The following is a 15,997-nucleotide window of genomic DNA, read 5'->3' on the forward strand; positions in this document are numbered from 1 at the left end:
GTTCTGGGCGTGACGCCGGGGGTGGAGTACACCACTGCCTGGCTGCTGGAGAAGAGCCTGTCGGTCGACAACCTGTTCGTCTTCGCGCTGATCTTTGCCTACTTCAAGGTGCCGCGGGCCTACCAGCACCGCGTGCTGTTCTTCGGCGTCATGGGCGCGCTGGTGTTCCGAGGCATCTTTCTGGCTGCCGGAGTGGCCGTGGTCAGCCGGTTCACCGCGGTGCTCTTCGCCTTCGCGGCGATCCTCTTCTACAGCACCTACAAGATCCTCCGGGAGGAAGAGGACAGCTTCGACCCGGGCAAGAGCATCGCCGTACGGCTGCTACGCAAGGTCATGCCTGTTCGGGACGAGTACGCCGGGATGAAGTTCTTCGTCAGAGAAGCCGGTAAACGGGTCGCCACCCCGCTGCTCGCGGTCGTCGCCGCGATCGAGGCAGCCGACCTGCTCTTCGCCGTGGACAGCGTRCCCGCCGTCCTCGCGGTCAGCGACGACGCCTTCATCGTCTACACCAGCAACGCGTTCGCCATCCTTGGCCTGCGGGCCCTGTACTTCCTGCTCGCCGGGCTGCTGGACCGGTTCCACTACCTCAGCAAGGGCCTTGCGCTGATCCTGTCGTTCATCGGCGTGAAGCTGATCCTTCAGGCGTCCCACAAGTTGTTCAGCAGCAGTGTCCCGGAGATCCCGTCACCGGTCAGCCTGGCGGTCATCGTCACGGTCCTGGCAGTGTCCGTCGCACTGAGCATGCGGCGCATCCGCCCGACCGCCCAGGAAGGCGCTGCTCCGGCCGCACCGGACGAGAACGGCGTTGCCCCGGGTTCGACTGGTGAACAACCCCCGGTGCGGGGGACGCGGGAAACGGGCAACCCACCGCAGGACAGCTGAGCTGCACATACCTCCCCGTGCGGCTTCTCGAGCCCGCCGCATCCGATGTTCCCGGCCCGAGGCTCGGGTTTCACATGTCGCCGGCCGCGATCGGGGTAGTGGCCGCTGGATGGGGGTGCAGTAGCGGGCCCGTTGCCCGCGTCTGCCAGTGTGGCCCCCATGGAAGGATCGGCGCCGGGGGTGAACGGCCTGCGTCCTGGAGGCCACCGCAGACCAGCTCGCCATGGGCCGCCTTGAGCGCGCGAACCGCCAGGTGCAGTGGGCACGACACGAGGTCGAACGTGCCCGGACGCAGGTGCGCCCAGATCATCACGGCCGCCACCGAGAACCGGCTGGCGCGCAACACGCTCGCCCGACTCGCCCGCGGGGCCCTGACTCGGCGGCTGGCGCTGCGGCTGCTGGCCGGGCTGCGATCTGATCGCAGGGAATCCAGGACGCTCTGCCCCCGTGGAACGATCGGTACCAGCGTCGGCCCCGAGACCTTGAGGGACCCGAAAGATTATCATACCTCGACCCGTTCTGCCACGGCCCGCTCCAGCTCGACCTCGAACCCAGCGGACAGGTCTACCTGCACCCCTCAAGATCAACGGACCCCGCGAGCCGCAATGTCGCGGATCCGTTCCACGTAGGCCGCCTGCGCCGCCCCACCGACAAACCCCACCACATCTGCTCCTTCCGGAGACGAACAGTCGTGCTCACCCTCCCTCACGGAGCGGCCCCGACCGGGACCTACTATGAAGGCTTGAGGGCTATGGTCGGCCCCGTGATGTTTGGGTAGTGGTTCGTATTGTGGACGGTTTTGTCCACGAGCTGGATTCGGTTGCTTGCTGACCTTTGGTCAGCTTCGCCACCAGCCGCGATGTCTGCCCGGGGGCGACCCCCGGACCCCCGGGTGTCGGGCTGCGCCCGACCTGGTGGGGTAGGCGTTGATGGTTATGTAGCCAACTGTGTAGCCAAGCCGGGTCAGTGTCGGTCTCCGTCCGGCTTGTCCATGGCCATACCGCTCAGGAAGTCGTCTATGGCGCCGTCGGCGGCGTGCAGGCGCTAGGGGAGAGCGTGGCCGTAGCGCTGTCTCGGTTGGACTGTCACCGGCGTGATAGCCCAGCAGGGAATGTGATGCGGAGGTCCATTCCGCCGTCCTGCCGGGGGAGCGCGGTGATCTGCGCGTGATGGCTGTCGGAGATGGCCTTGACGATCGTGAGGCCGAGGCCGAACCCGCGGCGGCCCGTGCCACGTGTTCGGTCGGACCGGCCGCGCCGGAAGGGTTCGAAGAGTCCGTTCACCTCACGGGGGAGCATTAGCAAGCCGCTGTTCGCGATGGCCAGGTACGTCTGGCCGGTGTCGATACCGGTGGTGATCTTGATCCAGCCACCCGGCACGTTGTGGTTGACCGCGTTCTCGACCAGGTTGCGGACGAGTTGGTGGAGCAGGATGGGGTCGCCGAGCACTGGAGCGGTAACCAGGTCGGCGGTGATCCGGGCGCTGGTCGGGGTGTCCGTGCTGGTCTGGGCGAGAACGTCGGCCGCGACGTCGGCGAGATCGACGGGGACCGGTTCGGTGAGTTCGTTACCTCCGTCGGCGAGGGTCAGGAGCCGGTCGACGAGGTCGGTGTTCCTGGTGTTGATGGCCAGCAGGCGGTCGGCGAAGTGCACAGTGTCGGGGTGAGCGGCCGGTTTGGTCGCTTCGAGCTCGATCACGGCGCGCTCCAGGGCGAGCGGGGTGCGAAGTTCGTGGGAGGCGCTCGCGACGAAGCGGCGCTGGCCATCGAAGGCGCGGTCGAGGGTTTCGAGCATGGCGTCGAAGGCATCGGCTAGCCGTTGGGTGTCGTCGCTGTGTCCGGTCAGCGCGATCCGCCGGCTGAGGTCGCGGTGCGGGCCGGTGGACCGTGCGATCTGCTCGGCGGTGGCGGTGATGGCGTGGAGCGGTCGCAGGCCCCGGCCGGCGATGATCCAGCCGGTGCCCGCGGTGGCGAGGCCTATGGCAAGGACGATGCCGCTGCCCCGAACGAGCAGTGTGTCGAGGGCGGCGTTCCTGATCTTTTCCTCGTTGCCCCTGATCTGCTCGGTGAGGTCGTCGAGGCTGATCCGGCTCCCGTTGGGTGTGGTGATCGTCGCTTCGCCTGCCTGACCGGCCCGCTGTTGAAGAGCGGCGATGCGGGACTCGGCGTCTCCGGTGAGCTCTGCGTCGAGGCGGGCTTGGACGACCAGGTAGAGCAGCGTGAGGATGACCGCTCCGGCGAGGATCGACAGCGCGCCGTAGAGGACGGTGAGACGGGCGCGCAGGCTCAGGCGGCTCATCGGATGCGGTATCCGGCCGCCGGCAGCGTTTCGATCAGTTGAGGTGTGCCGAGCTTGCGGCGCAGTTTCATCACCGTCATGCGGACAGTGTTGGTGAAGGGATCGATGTTCTCGTCCCAGACCTTCTCCAGTAGCTGCTCGGCGGACAGGATGCCGCCGCTGGCGCGGAGCAGTTCGACCAGGACCGCGTACTCCTTGTTCGTCAGAGTGACGGAGCGGCCGTCTCGGGTGACAGTCCGGCTGGCTTGATCCACTCGCAGGCCGGCGCGTTTGAGAACTGGAGCGGCGGCCGGCGCGGTGCGGCGGGCGAGAGCGTGCACTCTGGCAGACAGCTCTGCCAGCGCGAACGGCTTCACGAGGTAGTCGTCGGCGCCGATCGCGAGCCCCTCGACCCGGGCGCGGATCGCCGAGGCGGCCGTGAGCATCAGCACCCGCGTCGATCGCTGGGCCGCCACGATCGCGCGGCAGACATCATCGCCATGCACGACGGGCAGATCCCGGTCCAGGACGACGACGTCGTAGTCGTGAGCGGCGTATTTCTCCAGCGCCTCGCCCCCGTCGTAGGCCACGTCGACCGCGAACGACTCGCGTGTCAACGCCTCGCAGAGCGCACCGGCGAGCTCTGGTTCGTCCTCCACGACCATCACCCGAACCATCCGCTCTCCACCCCTCTCCTCGCATGCATCGGCGATGCGGTGCCCGTCCAGAGTGGCGCCGCCGGCATAACCGGCGGATAACCAGCGGCCGCCGACGTTACGGCCCGGTTATCCGCGACGCAGTCCACTGGATGCCGTACTCGCTAGCCCAGTTCACGACGGAGGGCACGGATGATCAGGACCGCACGTCCGTTGGCAGTGGTGGCCGCCGGCCTGAGTCTGGTGGTCATGGCGTTGGCCGGTTGCGGCTCCGGCGGCGGCACGGCCCCGGGCGGGACGGCGTCCGGTGGCGGTAGCACGGGGACACCGACGGTACAGACGTACGCACAGTGCATGCGTGACCACGAAATCGACATGGCTGACCCGGACCCGTCCACGGGAGTTCCGCAGTTCGGGGAGGGTGTTGATCCGGACGATCCGGCCGTGAAGCAGGCCCTGGCCGCCTGCCAGGATCTGCTGCCCGTCGGCAGTCGGGGAGAACCGAGCGACGCGGATCTCGACGTCTATGTGGCCTTCGCGCAGTGCATGCGCGACAACGGCCTGCCGAGCTTCCCCGACCCCCAGCCCGGCTCGGCCGGCGGCCTTTTCGCCGGCGCGGACGTCGACCGCAACGATCCGGCGTTCCAACAGGCGGCCCAGCAGTGCCAGACCATCCTGGACAAGGCGGGCGCGTGACCATGGCCGGAACCGGAACGGACGAGACCAGGACCGATGGGACTTTCGCGACCGCCCCACCGACGGCAGCCGAGCACGAGGCAGGCGACCGGCGTGTGCCGAGCGGGGCCTGGGCACGGGCGACGGTCGCCCTGCTGGCGAGCCCGCTACGGCGCCTTCCACGCCGGTACCTGTTCGTCCTCGCGGGGGCGGGAGTCGCCGTCCTGATCGTCGCCGCCGCGGTGGGATTCGGTGGCGGCTCGTCATCGCCGCCGACCGGTCTGGTTCCCGCGGCGACCGCGACGGTCCAACGCGGCACCCTCACCCAGACCCAGCAGGTCGGCGGCCTGATCTCCTACGGCGAGCCGGTAGGGCTCGTCGCCCAGCAGCAGTCCGGAGTCGTCACCTGGATCGCCGCGCCGGGCACGACGGTGAAGATCGGCCAACCCGTGTACGCGGTCGACGGCAGGCCGGTCATTCTCCTGCACGGCACCGCGACGCCCTACCGGACACTCGCCACAGGCACAGTGGGTCCCGACGTGAAGGAGCTGGAGGCCAGCCTCCAGGAGCTGGGCTACACCGGTTTCACCGTCGATGACACCCTCGACGCCGCCACCRCCCCGGCCGTGCAGGCGTGGCAGGCCAAGAGCGGGCTACCCGTCACAGGCACCGTCCCACCCGACCAGATCTTCGTCCACGACGGCGACATCCGGGTCGCCCTCCAGGCCATCCCGGTCGGCAGCCATCTGGGCCTGCAACCCAACCAGCAGGTCCTCACCTACAGCGGCACCACGCAGGTGGCATCGATCCCGCTGGACGTGTCGCTGCAACATCTCGTCCACACCGGCGACCCGGCGACCATCACCATTCCGACCGGTCAACGTCTCGACGGCACGGTCAGCAGCGTCGGCACTGTCGCGCAGACCATCGAGGAGCAGAACAAGACCTTCGTCACCGTGATCGTGTCGTTCGACGATCCGTCCGCACTCGCCGGCGGCTTCGACTCATCGCCGGTGACACTGAGGATCGTCACGGAGCAGCGGACGAACGTGTTGATGGTGCCGATCACCGCGCTCCTAGCGAACCCGGACGGTGGGTACGCGGTACAGACCGTCCAGGACAGGCGGCCGGTGCTTCTGCCGGTCAAGGCCGGATTGTTCGCTGACGGCAAGGTCGAGATCAGTGGGGCGGGCATCACCGAGGGCGTCGCCGTGCGAGTCGCCCAGTGAGCGCCGCGGTTCCCATCGTCGTCCTCGACCAGGTGTCCAGGCGTTTTGGCCCGGTCAGCGCGCTGGCCGAAGTCAGCCTGYGGATCAACTATGGCGAGCTCGTCGGGATCGTCGGGCCGTCCGGATCGGGCAAGTCGACGATGCTCCACCTGCTCGGCACCCTCGACAGGCCGACGACGGGCACCCTTACCGTCGATGGCCAGCCGGTCCATACGCTGAGTGACGACCAGCTCTCGGCGCTACGCGCGCAACGCATCGGGTTCATCTTCCAGCAGTTCCATCTCGCCCCTGGCGTACCGGCATTGGACAACGTGGCCGACGGGTTGCTGTACACCGGCGTGCGCTGTGCGGAACGGCTCGAACGCGCGCGCGCCGCCCTTGACCGGGTCGGTCTCGGTCAACGAGTCCACCACCGGCCGCACCAGATGTCCGGCGGCGAACGCCAACGCGTCGCGATCGCCCGCGCCGTGATCGGCGAGCCAATGCTTCTGCTCGCCGACGAACCCACCGGCAACCTCGACTCATCGTCCGGGGGCGAGGTGATGGTCCTGCTACGACAGCTCCACTCCGCCGGAACCACTGTCGTGATCATCACGCATGACCGCGACATCGCCGCAGCCCTGCCGCGACGCATCGAGATGCGGGACGGCCGCAAGGTCGGCGACAGCGGAGACGTCCGGACACCTCAGGGAGCCCGCGTATGACCACCGCCCGATCAACGACCGATGCCTCTGCAACGAGTGACGCAGCTGCCCGGGACGGCAACTCGCCGACGAGCAGGCCCGGACCTGCGGCGTGCGTCGGACCGGTGCCGGACGCAAACAGGGTGCTTCGCCCGGTCCGGCTCGCGGCGCGGGATCTGATCCGAGTCGGCGCCGGCGGTCTGCGCTCGCGACCGACGCGTGTCGCGCTGTCCGCTCTGGGCATCGCGATCGGCATCGCGGCCATGATCTCGGTTGTCGGCATCTCCTCCTCCAGCCGGGAGGACTTCCACCGCCAGATCGCCGCACTCGGCACCAACCTGCTCACCGTCAGGCCCGGCCAGAACCTCTTCGGCGACCAGGCGCACCTGCCGACCGAGGCCGTCGCAATGATCGGCGCGATCGGCGATGTCAAGTCGGTCAGCGCCACCGGCCTGGTGCCGGAAGCCAGGATCTACCGCAACGATCACATCCCGGCCGCGGAATCCGGCAGCATCGCCGTGCTGGCAACCAGACTGGACCTTCCCGACACCGTCGGCGCCAACATCGTCGCCGGTACCTACCTCAACGAGGCGACCCAGCACTATCCCGCCGTGGTCCTTGGATCGACAGCGGCGGCTCACCTGGGCATCGACTCGACCGGACCGGACCAGCAGATCTACCTCAGTGGCCGGTGGTTCACCGTCGTCGGCATCCTCGCCCACGTCGCCCTCGCACCCGAACTCGACCGCGCCGCCCTCGTCGGCTGGCCCGTCGCTGCCGACCTGCTCGGCTTCGACACCTACCCGACCACCGCGTACACCCGAGCAAACCCCGACCATGTCGAAGCCGTACAGACGCTGCTCGCCCGCACCGCCAACCCCGCGGCCCCCAACGAGGTTGACGTTTCCCGCCCCTCCGACGCCCTCGCCGCACAGCACGCGGCCGACTCCACACTCGGCGCGCTCCTGCTCGGCCTCGGATCGGTCGCGCTACTCGTCGGCGGCATCGGCGTCGCGAACACCATGGTCATCTCCGTCCTCGAACGACGAGGCGAGGTAGGACTCCGCCGCGCCCTCGGCGCCACCCGCGGGGACATCCGCAACCAGTTCCTCGCCGAAGCGCTTCTCCTATCCACGCTAGGCGGGATCACAGGACTCATCCTCGGCACCGGCGTCACCACGTGCTACGCCACCACCCAGGCCTGGCCAACCGTCGTCCCGTCCTGGGCGATGCTTCTCGGACTCGGCGCCACCCTCGTCATCGGCGCGGTCGCCGGGCTCTACCCGGCCACCCGCGCCTCCCGCCTCCAACCCACCGAAGCACTCACCGCGCCCTGAGCCGCCAGGGCACCGGGGCCGCTGACGGGCGGTGTCACGTCACAGGATTCGGAGCCGTCTGCTCGTGCGCCGGACGGCTCACTCACCGCCTCCGTCGCCGCGCTGACCGACCTGCGGCTCTCGCGGCGGGGAACAGCTGCGTGGTCAAGCCGGCCGAGGAGACGCCGGTGACGGCGTTCGTGCTCGACCAGATCCTCCGCGAGGCCGGTGTCCCGGAGGGCGTGGTCAACCTCGTGCTCGGCTACGGCCACACCGCCGGCGCGGCGATCAGCGCGCACCCCGACGTCGACAAGGTCGCCTTCACCGGCTCCACCGAGGTCGGCAAGCTGATCGTGCAGGCGGCCTCGGGCAACCTCAAGAAGGTCACGCTGGAGCTGGGCGGCCCGGAGGACGAGGGCGCTCACATCGGACCGCTCATCAGCCGCAAGCAGCTCAACCGGGTGATGGGTTACGTCGACGAGGGCAGGCAGGAGGGCGTCGAGGTCGTCACCGGCGGGCACCGGCTCGACCGCAAGGGATACTTCGTGCACCCGACCGTGCTCACCAACGTCTCCACCGACGCACGGCTGTACCGCGAGGAGATCTTCGGGCCGGTGGTCGCCGTCCTGCCGTTCGACGACGAGGACGAGGCCATCGCCCTGGCCAACGACACGACCTACGGTCTGGCCGGTGCCGTCTACACGCAGAACGGCGCCCGGGCCCACCGCCTCGCCAAGCGGATCGAGGCGGGCACCATCACGCTGAACTGCCAGCTGGTCTTCGACCACCAGATGCCGTTCGGCGGCTACAAGCAGTCCGGCTGGGGCCGCGAGTTCGGCAAGGACGGCATCGAGATGTACCTCCAGACGAAATCCGTCTACAACCAGCTCTGAACAGGAGAACGGCCGCCGGCACCGGTGTGCTCTCACATCACAGGTTGACGTTGGACATGTCCGGGTAACGCTCGCCCTGCACCGCCTCGCCGGCCTTCGTCAGGATTTCCAACTCGTGCGGAGTCAGTGAGAGGCCGGCGGCGGCGACGTTCTGCTCCAGGTAACGACGTCGTTTCGTTCCGGGGATCGGGACGATGTCGTCGCCCTGGTGGTGCACCCAGGCGAGCGCGACCTGGGCGGGTGTCGCGTTCCGCGCCGCCGCGATCTCCTCGATCTGGGCGACGACCGAGAGGTTGGCGTCGAGGTTCTCGGAGTTCATCCGGGGCATGCTGGCGCGGAAGTCTCCGGCCTCGAAGTCGTTCTGGGTACGGAAGGTTCCGGTGAGGAACCCCCGTCCGAGCGGGCTGTAGGCGATGAAGCCGATGCCGAGCTCGCGCACCGTCGGGAGGATCTCCTCTTCGGGGTGGCGTGACCAGATCGAGTACTCGGTCTGCAGTGCGGAGATGGGATGCACGGCGTGCGCCCGGCGGATCGTGGCCGGCGATGCTTCGGAGAGGCCGAGGTAGCGCACCTTCCCGGCGGTGACCAGCTCGGCCATGGCGCCAACGGTGTCCTCGATCGGCACAGTCGGGTCGACCCGATGCTGGTAGTAGAGATCGATGTGGTCGACCCCGAGGCGGGACAGGGATGCGTCGCAGGCTGAGCGGACGTACTCCGGCCGGCCGTTGATGTTCCTGGCCTGGGGATTGTCCGGGTCACGGACGATCCCGAACTTGGTCGCGAGCGTCACCTCGTCGCGCCGGCCGGAGATGGCCCGCCCGACCAGTCGCTCGTTTGTGAACGGCCCGTACATGTCGGCGGTGTCGAGKAAGGTGACGCCCAGGCCGAGCGCCCGCTGAATGGTGGCGATCGATTCGTTGTCGTCGGTTGCGCCGTAGAAGTCGGACATGCCCATGCAGCCGAGGYCCTGCACGCTGACCCGGAGTCCCTGGGAACCGAGCGGTACCTGGCGCAATGTGTCGTGGGGCATCGGTCGTCTGGTCCTCTCCCGATAGATATCAATCTTGGTGTCGATGGCTGTGAGATGGCGGCGAACCTCATCGAGACGCTCGGTGACGCGCTCCTTGTGGGCGGTGAGCAGCTCGAGCCGTTCGGTCTCGTTGCCGTGGCCGGCCCGTACAAGCGCCGCGTACCGCGCGATCTGGCGGATCGRCATGCCGGTTTGGCGCAGCGCGGTGAGCGTCGCGATCCAGCGCAGGTCCTCGTCGTCGTAGCGGCGATGGCTCGACGGAGCGCGCGCCACCCGATCGAGCATGAGGCCCACCCGCTCGTAATACCGCAGAGTGTGCGCGCTCACGCCGCTCACCGTCGCCGTCTCCGCGATGGTGAGGCCGCTGTCCGCCGGCCCGGCGACGCCGACGGAGGGCCGTCCCGGCCCGGGTGCCCGGCAGCCCCACGTACGCCCGGCCGGCACCCGAGGACCGTCTTCGCTGAGCTCGTCGATCGCGGTCATGCCTCGAAGCTAGGACTTCGAGCGCGCTCGAAGTCAAACCTCTTCCGGCGTACGGCGCGCCCGACCAGCCTCACCCACGCGGATCGGGACGGGCCGTCGTGCCCAGGATCAACGCGGCCGCCATGATCGGCGTCATTGGCGGCGTCGAGTCGGTCAGCTCCGTCTCGGTCAACCTGAGCGGGTCCTGGGGCCTCTGGAGGGTTGAGGAGGGCTGATGGACGATGACGGACACGATGAGTTCCGGGCGTATTTCGCCGCCCGGCTGCCGGCCCTGCTGCGGCTGGCGTACCTGCTGACCGGCGACGCGGCCGAGGCGGAGGACCTGGCGCAGACGGCGTTGGCACGTACCTTCGTCGCCTGGCGGAAGGTCCGTGTGTGCGACTCCCCTGACGCCTACGTGCGGCGAATCCTCGTCGACGCTCATAGGCGACGGTTCCGCGGTCGCCGGGTGGTCGAGACGCTGATGCCCACGGTGCCCGACAGGCTGGTCGGCGGGTCCGCCGGCGAGCTGGCGGCGGTGGAGGACCGGGCGGGACTCGCGGCGGCGCTGGCCGCCCTGCCCACCCGGCAGCGGGCCGTCGTGGTGCTGCGCTACTGCGAGGACCTGTCCGAGGCCCGCGTCGCGGAGATCCTCGGCTGCTCGGTCGGGACTGTGAAGACCCACGCGTCACGGGGCCTGGCCCGGTTGCGGGCCGATCCGTCGCTGGGGACGGCGATGGGACCGCGGTCCGACGGCGTGCGGCAGCCGTCGAGATCCGGCGACGGCGCCGTGCCGCCCCAGCTCGGCGCATCGGAACTGAACGGGACGAGGGAAGGTGCGGCATGACCTCCGACGAGGAGATGATCGAACGCCTTCGTGGCGCGGAGCGAACGGTGGACGTCCGGCCGTCGGGTGATCTGTGGGCCGGCGTACGGGCCCGGGTTCCGGGGGAGCGCCGTCGTCGGGTCGCGCGGCGGGCCGCCCCGGCGGTGGCGTGCGCCGTGGCCGCGGTGGGGATCGCGGCCGGCCTGACTCTGGGGGGCGGCACGGGAAGGCATCCCTCGCGCCCGCCGACCTTCCGCCGGCCCCGCGGATCACCCGGCTCCAGCCGGTCACCTTCACTCCGGACGAAGCGGCACATCTCGTGGTCGAGTGCCTACAGTCCGGTCCTGGGCCGGCGGACCCGGCGCGCTTCMAGCCGGGTGGGCTGACGGTGTGGGCGGCGGCGCGGGACGTCACCGGAGCGACCATGATTCTGTCGAACCCCTCGACGTTCGTCGACTGCGACGTGCCGGCGGACGCGGCAGGTCGACTGGACATCGACGGGGCGTATGTCTACGGCTGGGGGACCGGGCACGACGCGATGCCCCGGACCGATCTCGAGCTGGAGCACGCCGGCGGAAGTCACGGGATAGGCGGCGGCTTCGGAGGCCGCCTCGGAGCCGGCTTCGGTAGCGGCCCCGGTGACAGTCGCACGGTCCATGACTGTGGCGGACGGGTGTCGGCCCGGGTTGCCCGGGTCACCGCGACGACTCCGTCCGGCGAAATCGTCGAGGTTCCCATCCAGGACGGGAAGGTCGTGGTCAGGACCGTCCAGATCGATCCGCCCGAGCCCGGTCCACGGCCCGGTGAGCCCGGGTTCGAGGACTTCAGACGGAACAACCCGACGCTTTTCGGCGACTGGTACCAGGCCAATCGACCGGTCGTCCGGGCCTACGACCGGGATGGCCGCCTCCTGGCTGCAACCGAGGCGGGCTGAGGAGGGCCTAGGAGGGCTGAGACGGGCGCCGTCACTCCCCGTGCCGCGCGGGCAGAGGCAGTGGCGCCTCCTGACGCGCGACTGCGGGGGGTGGTGGCGGTCAGCCGCTGCTGACGGCGAGGACGATCTTGCCGCGGCCGTGTCTCGTCTCCAGCTCCCGGTGCGCCTCGGCGGCGTCCGCGAGCGGGACGACCCGGCGGACGTTGATGTGCAGGGCTCCGTGCGCCTGGAGGTCGGCCAGCTCGGCGAGCCGGGCGGCTGACCGGAGGTTGGGCGTGACCCGGATCCCGAGCTCCCCCGCCCGGCCGTGCTCGACGAGGGTGAGGATCCGGCTCCGGTCGGCGACCAGCGCCAGCGACGTGGTCAGCGCGTCGCCGCCGGCTCCGTCCAGCACGGCGTCCACGCCCGCGGGCGCGATCGCCTGGACGCGTTCGACCAGGCCGTCGCCGTAGGCGACCGGGATCGCGCCCAGTGAGCGGAGATAGTCGTGGTTGGCCGCGCCGGCGGTGCCGATGACGGTCGAGCCGGCGCGTACGGCCAGTTGGACGGCGACCGTCCCGACCCCGCCGGCGGCGGCGTGGATCAGGACGGTGTCGTCCCTGCCGACGCCCAGCTCCCGCAGCGCGATGTGGGCGGTCTGCGCCCCGCCGCTGAACCCACCCGCGACCTCCCAGGACATGCCGGCCGGCTTGGCGGTCACCTGGCCGGCCGGTACCACCAGATACTCGGCATACGCACCCAGCTGCCCGAAGCCGAGCACCTCGGCGCCCACCGCGACGCCGTGACCCCCGCCGTCGACGCCGTCGACGCCGTCGATCCCGCCGACTCCATCGACCTCGTCGCCGACCTGGTCGACGACCCCGGCGAACTCGTTGCCGGGAATCGTCGGGAGCCGGGGTGTCACCCCGGGCGGTGCCCAGCCCGCGCGGACGGCGCAGTCGATCGGCTGGACTCCGGCGAACCGGACCCGGACCCGTACCTGGCCGGGCCCGGCCACCGGCGTGGCCAGATCCATCAGCTCGAGAACCTCCGGGCCACCGTGCCGCGCGAACGCCGCTGCCTTCATCGGACACCCCTTCATCGCCGTTGACGAAGGTCGAGTCTGCGACCTCGACCGCGGTTGAGATCAAGGGCAGGAGATGAGACCCGGGTCACGCGGAGGCGCCACGCTCCGGCGAATTCTCGTCACCGCTCATCGGCCTGCGGGGGAGGCTGAACGTGGCAGCGACTCGTCTCGATCAGGATGGCGATGCCGTCGAGGAGGCGTTGCAGGCCGAACTCGAAGAGCGAGTCGAGGTCGAGGGAGCGGGGCGGGACGCTCGCCAGCAGCGGGTGAGCCGAAGTCGCCGCCGGTGGGGTGATCGCGGGAGTGCCGTGGGCGTCCATCCACTGCTCGTCGGTGAGGCCCGAGTCCTGCACCGCCTCCGCCTCCGCCTCCAGGTTCAGGGCCAGCCCACGGATGTGGGCGGCCAGGGTGGTGTGTACGTGGATCATGGCCACCGGGTCGAGACCGAGTCCGTGCAGTGCCCGCATCACCCACTCCGCATGAGCCTTGATCTGCGGCGACATCAGGGGCCTGGTGAAGGACATCGCCTGTGCCAGCCAGGGGTGCCGGCGGTACATGGCCCACTGGGACCGTGCCGCCGCCTCCAGGCACCGGCGCCAGCCGGCCGGCGGTGGGTCGGGTGGCGGTGCCTCGGCGAAGACCATGTCGGCCATCGACAGCACCAGCTGTCCCCTCCCGCCCACCTGCCGGTGGAGCGCCACGGTGGTGACACCGAGCTCGACGGCCACGCGACGCATGGACAGCGCCGCCAGCCCCTCCAGGTCGGCTATGTCGACCGCCACCCGCACTATCCGCGGTCGGGCCAGCCCCGACGTCGGATGGCCGCCGGCACGGGGCCGGGCAGCACCAGGGCTCCGGGGATGCGGGCCCGAGAAGTCGACGATCGTGCCGACACCCGGGAGAGGTCGGGCCAGACCCTCCTGGTGGAGCGTCGCGAGCACCTTGGTGGCCGTGGCCATCGCGATGCCGAACTCGCGGACGATCTGGCGGGTCGACGGCAGCCGTTCGCCCGGCCGCAGCTCGCCGGATGTGATCCGCCGCCGCAGTTCGGCGGTGATCCGCAGGTATGGCGGGACGTCCTCCGAATCGGAGATGACCACAGCGTGCCTCTTCCCGGACTGCTCTAGTGCGCATGTCGCCTGGGAACGGATGCTATCCGGCCATCAAATTCTGGTGCACTAGTGCGTGATTTCCTTTGCCGGACCTGTTCCATACGATGCGACCGTCCGGATCGATTCGATCCTGGTCGGGTGATGGTGGGTCGTGGCGCGATTTTCTGGATCCCACGCCCGGCGGAATGCGCACGTATATCGGAGTCCGAAAGGAAGTGGCGTGGTGGCTACGCAGGTCGAGACAGGGAGTGTGGAATCGACCGACGGAACGGTGATCAGTTATCGGACGATTGGCCGGGGCCCCGGTCTTCTGCTTGTTCCGGGAGCCCTCGCGGTCGCGGCGGACCTTGATGGATTCGCGGCCGCGCTGGCGAGCGGGTTCACGGTCCACACAATCGAGAGACGGGGGCGCGGTGCCAGCGGCCCGCAGGGCGACGCCTACACGGCGGCGAAGGAGCTCGCCGACCTCGAGGCCGTCCGAGCGGCGACGCGAGCTCGATTCGTCGTCGGGCACAGCTTCGGCGGATTCCTGCTGTTGGAGGCCCTGCGGAACACCGGTGCCACTGCCGGTGCCGGTGCCCCCGTCGGAGTCGGCGCGTTCGACGGCGCCGCCGCATACGAACCCGGAGTCCTCCTCGACGGCGTCGGGCCCGTGACGTTGGAATGGGTGCGGCGCTGCCAGGACGAACTCGATCGCGGCCGGCCACGGCGGGCGTTCATCACCTTCGTCCGTGGCGTGAACCCCGAGACGACGGGACGGGTCCCTCGTGCCCTGCTCGGACTCATCCTGGCGTTCGCGATCAGACCCGCCGAACGCCGCCGGAAGCACGCCCTGCTGGGCGGGACGATCAGGGAGCATCAGGAAGCGGCGAGGGTGGCGAACCAGCCCGACCGCTACCGTGCGATCACGACTCCGACGCTGCTCATGGCCGGCAGGGACAGTGACGACACCGCGGCCGGACGCGCGACCCGACAGCTCGCCGGGATTCTGCCCCGCGCCAGCCTCGTCACCTTCGGGGACCTCGACCATTTCGGGCCGGAGAGGGCGCCGCGGCGTGTCGCCGCGGCGGTGGCCGACTTCTTCGCCGCCGTCGGCACGTCCGGCTCGGCACGGGCCGAGCGGTGACGGTGACGGGCAGCGTCATCCGCCGAGACGCTGACCAGACCGCCAGCTCGCCATGGGGCAACTGCTCAAGCCGCCAACCGACAGGCCGGCCGGTGGCGGCGTCCCAGATCCGGCCCGATCGATTCCTGATCGATTCACGGCAGCGCTACTTTGAGTGACTAATCCACCGCGATGCGGCGCGGCCGGATCCCGGGCGGGGCGTGGCCGGCTTCGATGGCGCTTGACCTGCTCATCAGTCATGGTTGATCAGGGAGGGGGTATGGATGCGCCGAGACGTCGCCCTGCCGGGAACGGTGTCGGGGTGTCCTGATGACGCACCGACGCACCCCGGTCACCCGGGATGAGCCGAGCGGATCCCTGACCGATTTCGTGGGCTTGTTGACCGAATACGCAGAGACGGCCAGAGCCGGGAAGCGTAGAAACAGATAGAGACGCTGACGATGTGGTCTGGCGCACGCCCCGGACCCGCCAGTCGAGGAGGATCATGAACATCGACGACATGGTCTTGGTGAGCATCGACGACCACGTGGTCGAGCCGCCCGACATGTTCAAGAACCACGTCCCGGCGAACCTGGTCGACCAGGCGCCGCACGTCGTGCGCAACGACAAGGGCGTGGACCAGTGGATCTACCAGGGCCGGGTGACGGGCGTCAGTGGCCTGAACGCGGTCGTCTCGTGGCCGGCGGAGGAGTGGGGCAAGGACCCGGCCGGCTTCGCCGAGATGCGCCCGGGGGTGTACGACATCCACGACCGGGTCCGGGACATGGACCGTAACGGGATCCTGGCGTCGATGTGCTTCCCGACGTTCGCCGGGTTCAGCGCCGGGCATCT

Annotated in this window: 14 protein-coding genes and 2 pseudogenes; 10 read left to right on the forward strand and 6 right to left on the reverse strand. The window is 69.5% G+C overall.

Annotation, left to right across the window (positions count from 1 at the left end; genetic code table 11):
* The coding region (locus BBK14_RS02525) for a TerC/Alx family metal homeostasis membrane protein (RefSeq protein ID WP_071059617.1) at positions 1-882 on the forward strand (882 nt) is incomplete at its 5' end.
* Between the two features lie 1,085 nt (positions 883-1,967).
* On the opposite strand, the gene BBK14_RS02535 is transcribed toward BBK14_RS02525, so the two are convergent.
* Both BBK14_RS02535 and BBK14_RS02540 read right to left on the reverse strand, forming a co-directional pair.
* A complete protein-coding gene (locus BBK14_RS02535) occupies positions 1,968-3,179 on the reverse strand; it encodes a sensor histidine kinase (protein ID WP_071059619.1) in 1,212 nt (403 codons plus the stop codon).
* On the reverse strand, positions 3,176-3,835 hold the full coding sequence (locus BBK14_RS02540) for a response regulator transcription factor (protein WP_112108406.1): 660 nt from the start codon (positions 3,833-3,835) through the stop codon (positions 3,176-3,178). The genes BBK14_RS02535 and BBK14_RS02540 overlap by 4 nt, the downstream gene beginning before the upstream one ends.
* A gap of 333 nt (positions 3,836-4,168) precedes the next feature.
* Here BBK14_RS02540 and BBK14_RS02545 point away from each other — a divergent pair, with 333 nt between their 5' ends.
* The 5 genes from BBK14_RS02545 to BBK14_RS02565 all read left to right on the forward strand — a co-directional run bounded on the left by BBK14_RS02545 (position 4,169) and on the right by BBK14_RS02565 (position 8,610).
* Entirely contained in the window at positions 4,169-4,510 is a 342-nt protein-coding gene (locus tag BBK14_RS02545; RefSeq protein ID WP_241831055.1) for a hypothetical protein, read from the forward strand.
* A gap of 2 nt (positions 4,511-4,512) precedes the next feature.
* The gene (locus BBK14_RS02550; protein ID WP_241831059.1) at positions 4,513-5,718 is read left to right on the forward strand and encodes a peptidoglycan-binding protein; all 1,206 of its coding nucleotides are present in this window, start codon (positions 4,513-4,515) and stop codon (positions 5,716-5,718) included.
* Positions 5,715-6,422: an ABC transporter ATP-binding protein gene (locus BBK14_RS02555; RefSeq protein ID WP_083390660.1), complete on the forward strand. Its 708-nt coding sequence runs from the start codon at positions 5,715-5,717 to the stop codon at positions 6,420-6,422. Before BBK14_RS02550 ends, BBK14_RS02555 begins: the two co-directional genes overlap by 4 nt.
* A gap of 122 nt (positions 6,423-6,544) precedes the next feature.
* Positions 6,545-7,738: an ABC transporter permease gene (locus tag BBK14_RS02560; RefSeq protein ID WP_275078438.1), complete on the forward strand. Its 1,194-nt coding sequence runs from the start codon at positions 6,545-6,547 to the stop codon at positions 7,736-7,738.
* The gene (locus BBK14_RS02565; RefSeq protein WP_275078439.1) at positions 7,735-8,610 is read left to right on the forward strand and encodes an aldehyde dehydrogenase family protein; all 876 of its coding nucleotides are present in this window, start codon (positions 7,735-7,737) and stop codon (positions 8,608-8,610) included. Before BBK14_RS02560 ends, BBK14_RS02565 begins: the two co-directional genes overlap by 4 nt.
* 37 nt (positions 8,611-8,647) lie before the next feature.
* On the opposite strand, the gene BBK14_RS02570 is transcribed toward BBK14_RS02565, so the two are convergent.
* Both BBK14_RS02570 and BBK14_RS39415 read right to left on the reverse strand, forming a co-directional pair.
* Positions 8,648-9,640, reverse strand: a complete 993-nt coding sequence (locus BBK14_RS02570; protein WP_241831060.1) for an aldo/keto reductase — start codon at positions 9,638-9,640, stop codon at positions 8,648-8,650.
* Positions 9,641-9,808: 168 nt separating this feature from the next.
* A pseudogene (locus BBK14_RS39415) lies at positions 9,809-10,123 on the reverse strand (MerR family transcriptional regulator); the annotation flags it as partial.
* A gap of 214 nt (positions 10,124-10,337) precedes the next feature.
* On the opposite strand from BBK14_RS39415, the gene BBK14_RS02575 reads away from it, so the two are divergent.
* Positions 10,338-10,949 (forward strand): SigE family RNA polymerase sigma factor, encoded by a 612-nt coding sequence (locus BBK14_RS02575; RefSeq protein ID WP_071059623.1) that lies wholly within the window; start codon positions 10,338-10,340, stop codon positions 10,947-10,949.
* Between the two features lie 403 nt (positions 10,950-11,352).
* Positions 11,353-11,862 (forward strand): hypothetical protein, encoded by a 510-nt coding sequence (locus tag BBK14_RS39420; protein WP_241831058.1) that lies wholly within the window; start codon positions 11,353-11,355, stop codon positions 11,860-11,862.
* A gap of 100 nt (positions 11,863-11,962) precedes the next feature.
* Here the strand turns inward: BBK14_RS39420 and BBK14_RS02585 are convergent, their stop codons facing one another.
* Both BBK14_RS02585 and BBK14_RS02590 read right to left on the reverse strand, forming a co-directional pair.
* Positions 11,963-12,928 carry an NADP-dependent oxidoreductase gene (locus BBK14_RS02585; protein WP_071059624.1) on the reverse strand — a complete coding sequence of 322 codons (966 nt, stop codon included), beginning with the start codon at positions 12,926-12,928 and terminating at the stop codon, positions 11,963-11,965.
* 119 nt (positions 12,929-13,047) lie between these two features.
* Positions 13,048-14,028, reverse strand: a complete 981-nt coding sequence (locus BBK14_RS02590) for a TetR/AcrR family transcriptional regulator C-terminal domain-containing protein (protein WP_071059625.1) — start codon at positions 14,026-14,028, stop codon at positions 13,048-13,050.
* A gap of 232 nt (positions 14,029-14,260) precedes the next feature.
* On the opposite strand from BBK14_RS02590, the gene BBK14_RS02595 reads away from it, so the two are divergent.
* Positions 14,261-15,166 carry an alpha/beta fold hydrolase gene (locus tag BBK14_RS02595; RefSeq protein WP_071059626.1) on the forward strand — a complete coding sequence of 302 codons (906 nt, stop codon included), beginning with the start codon at positions 14,261-14,263 and terminating at the stop codon, positions 15,164-15,166.
* A gap of 484 nt (positions 15,167-15,650) precedes the next feature.
* Positions 15,651-15,997: pseudogene (locus tag BBK14_RS02600) on the forward strand (amidohydrolase family protein); the annotation flags it as partial.

It is taken from the genome of Parafrankia soli, from assembly GCF_001854695.1.
Taxonomy (GTDB): Bacteria; Actinomycetota; Actinomycetes; order Frankiales; family Frankiaceae; genus Parafrankia; species Parafrankia soli.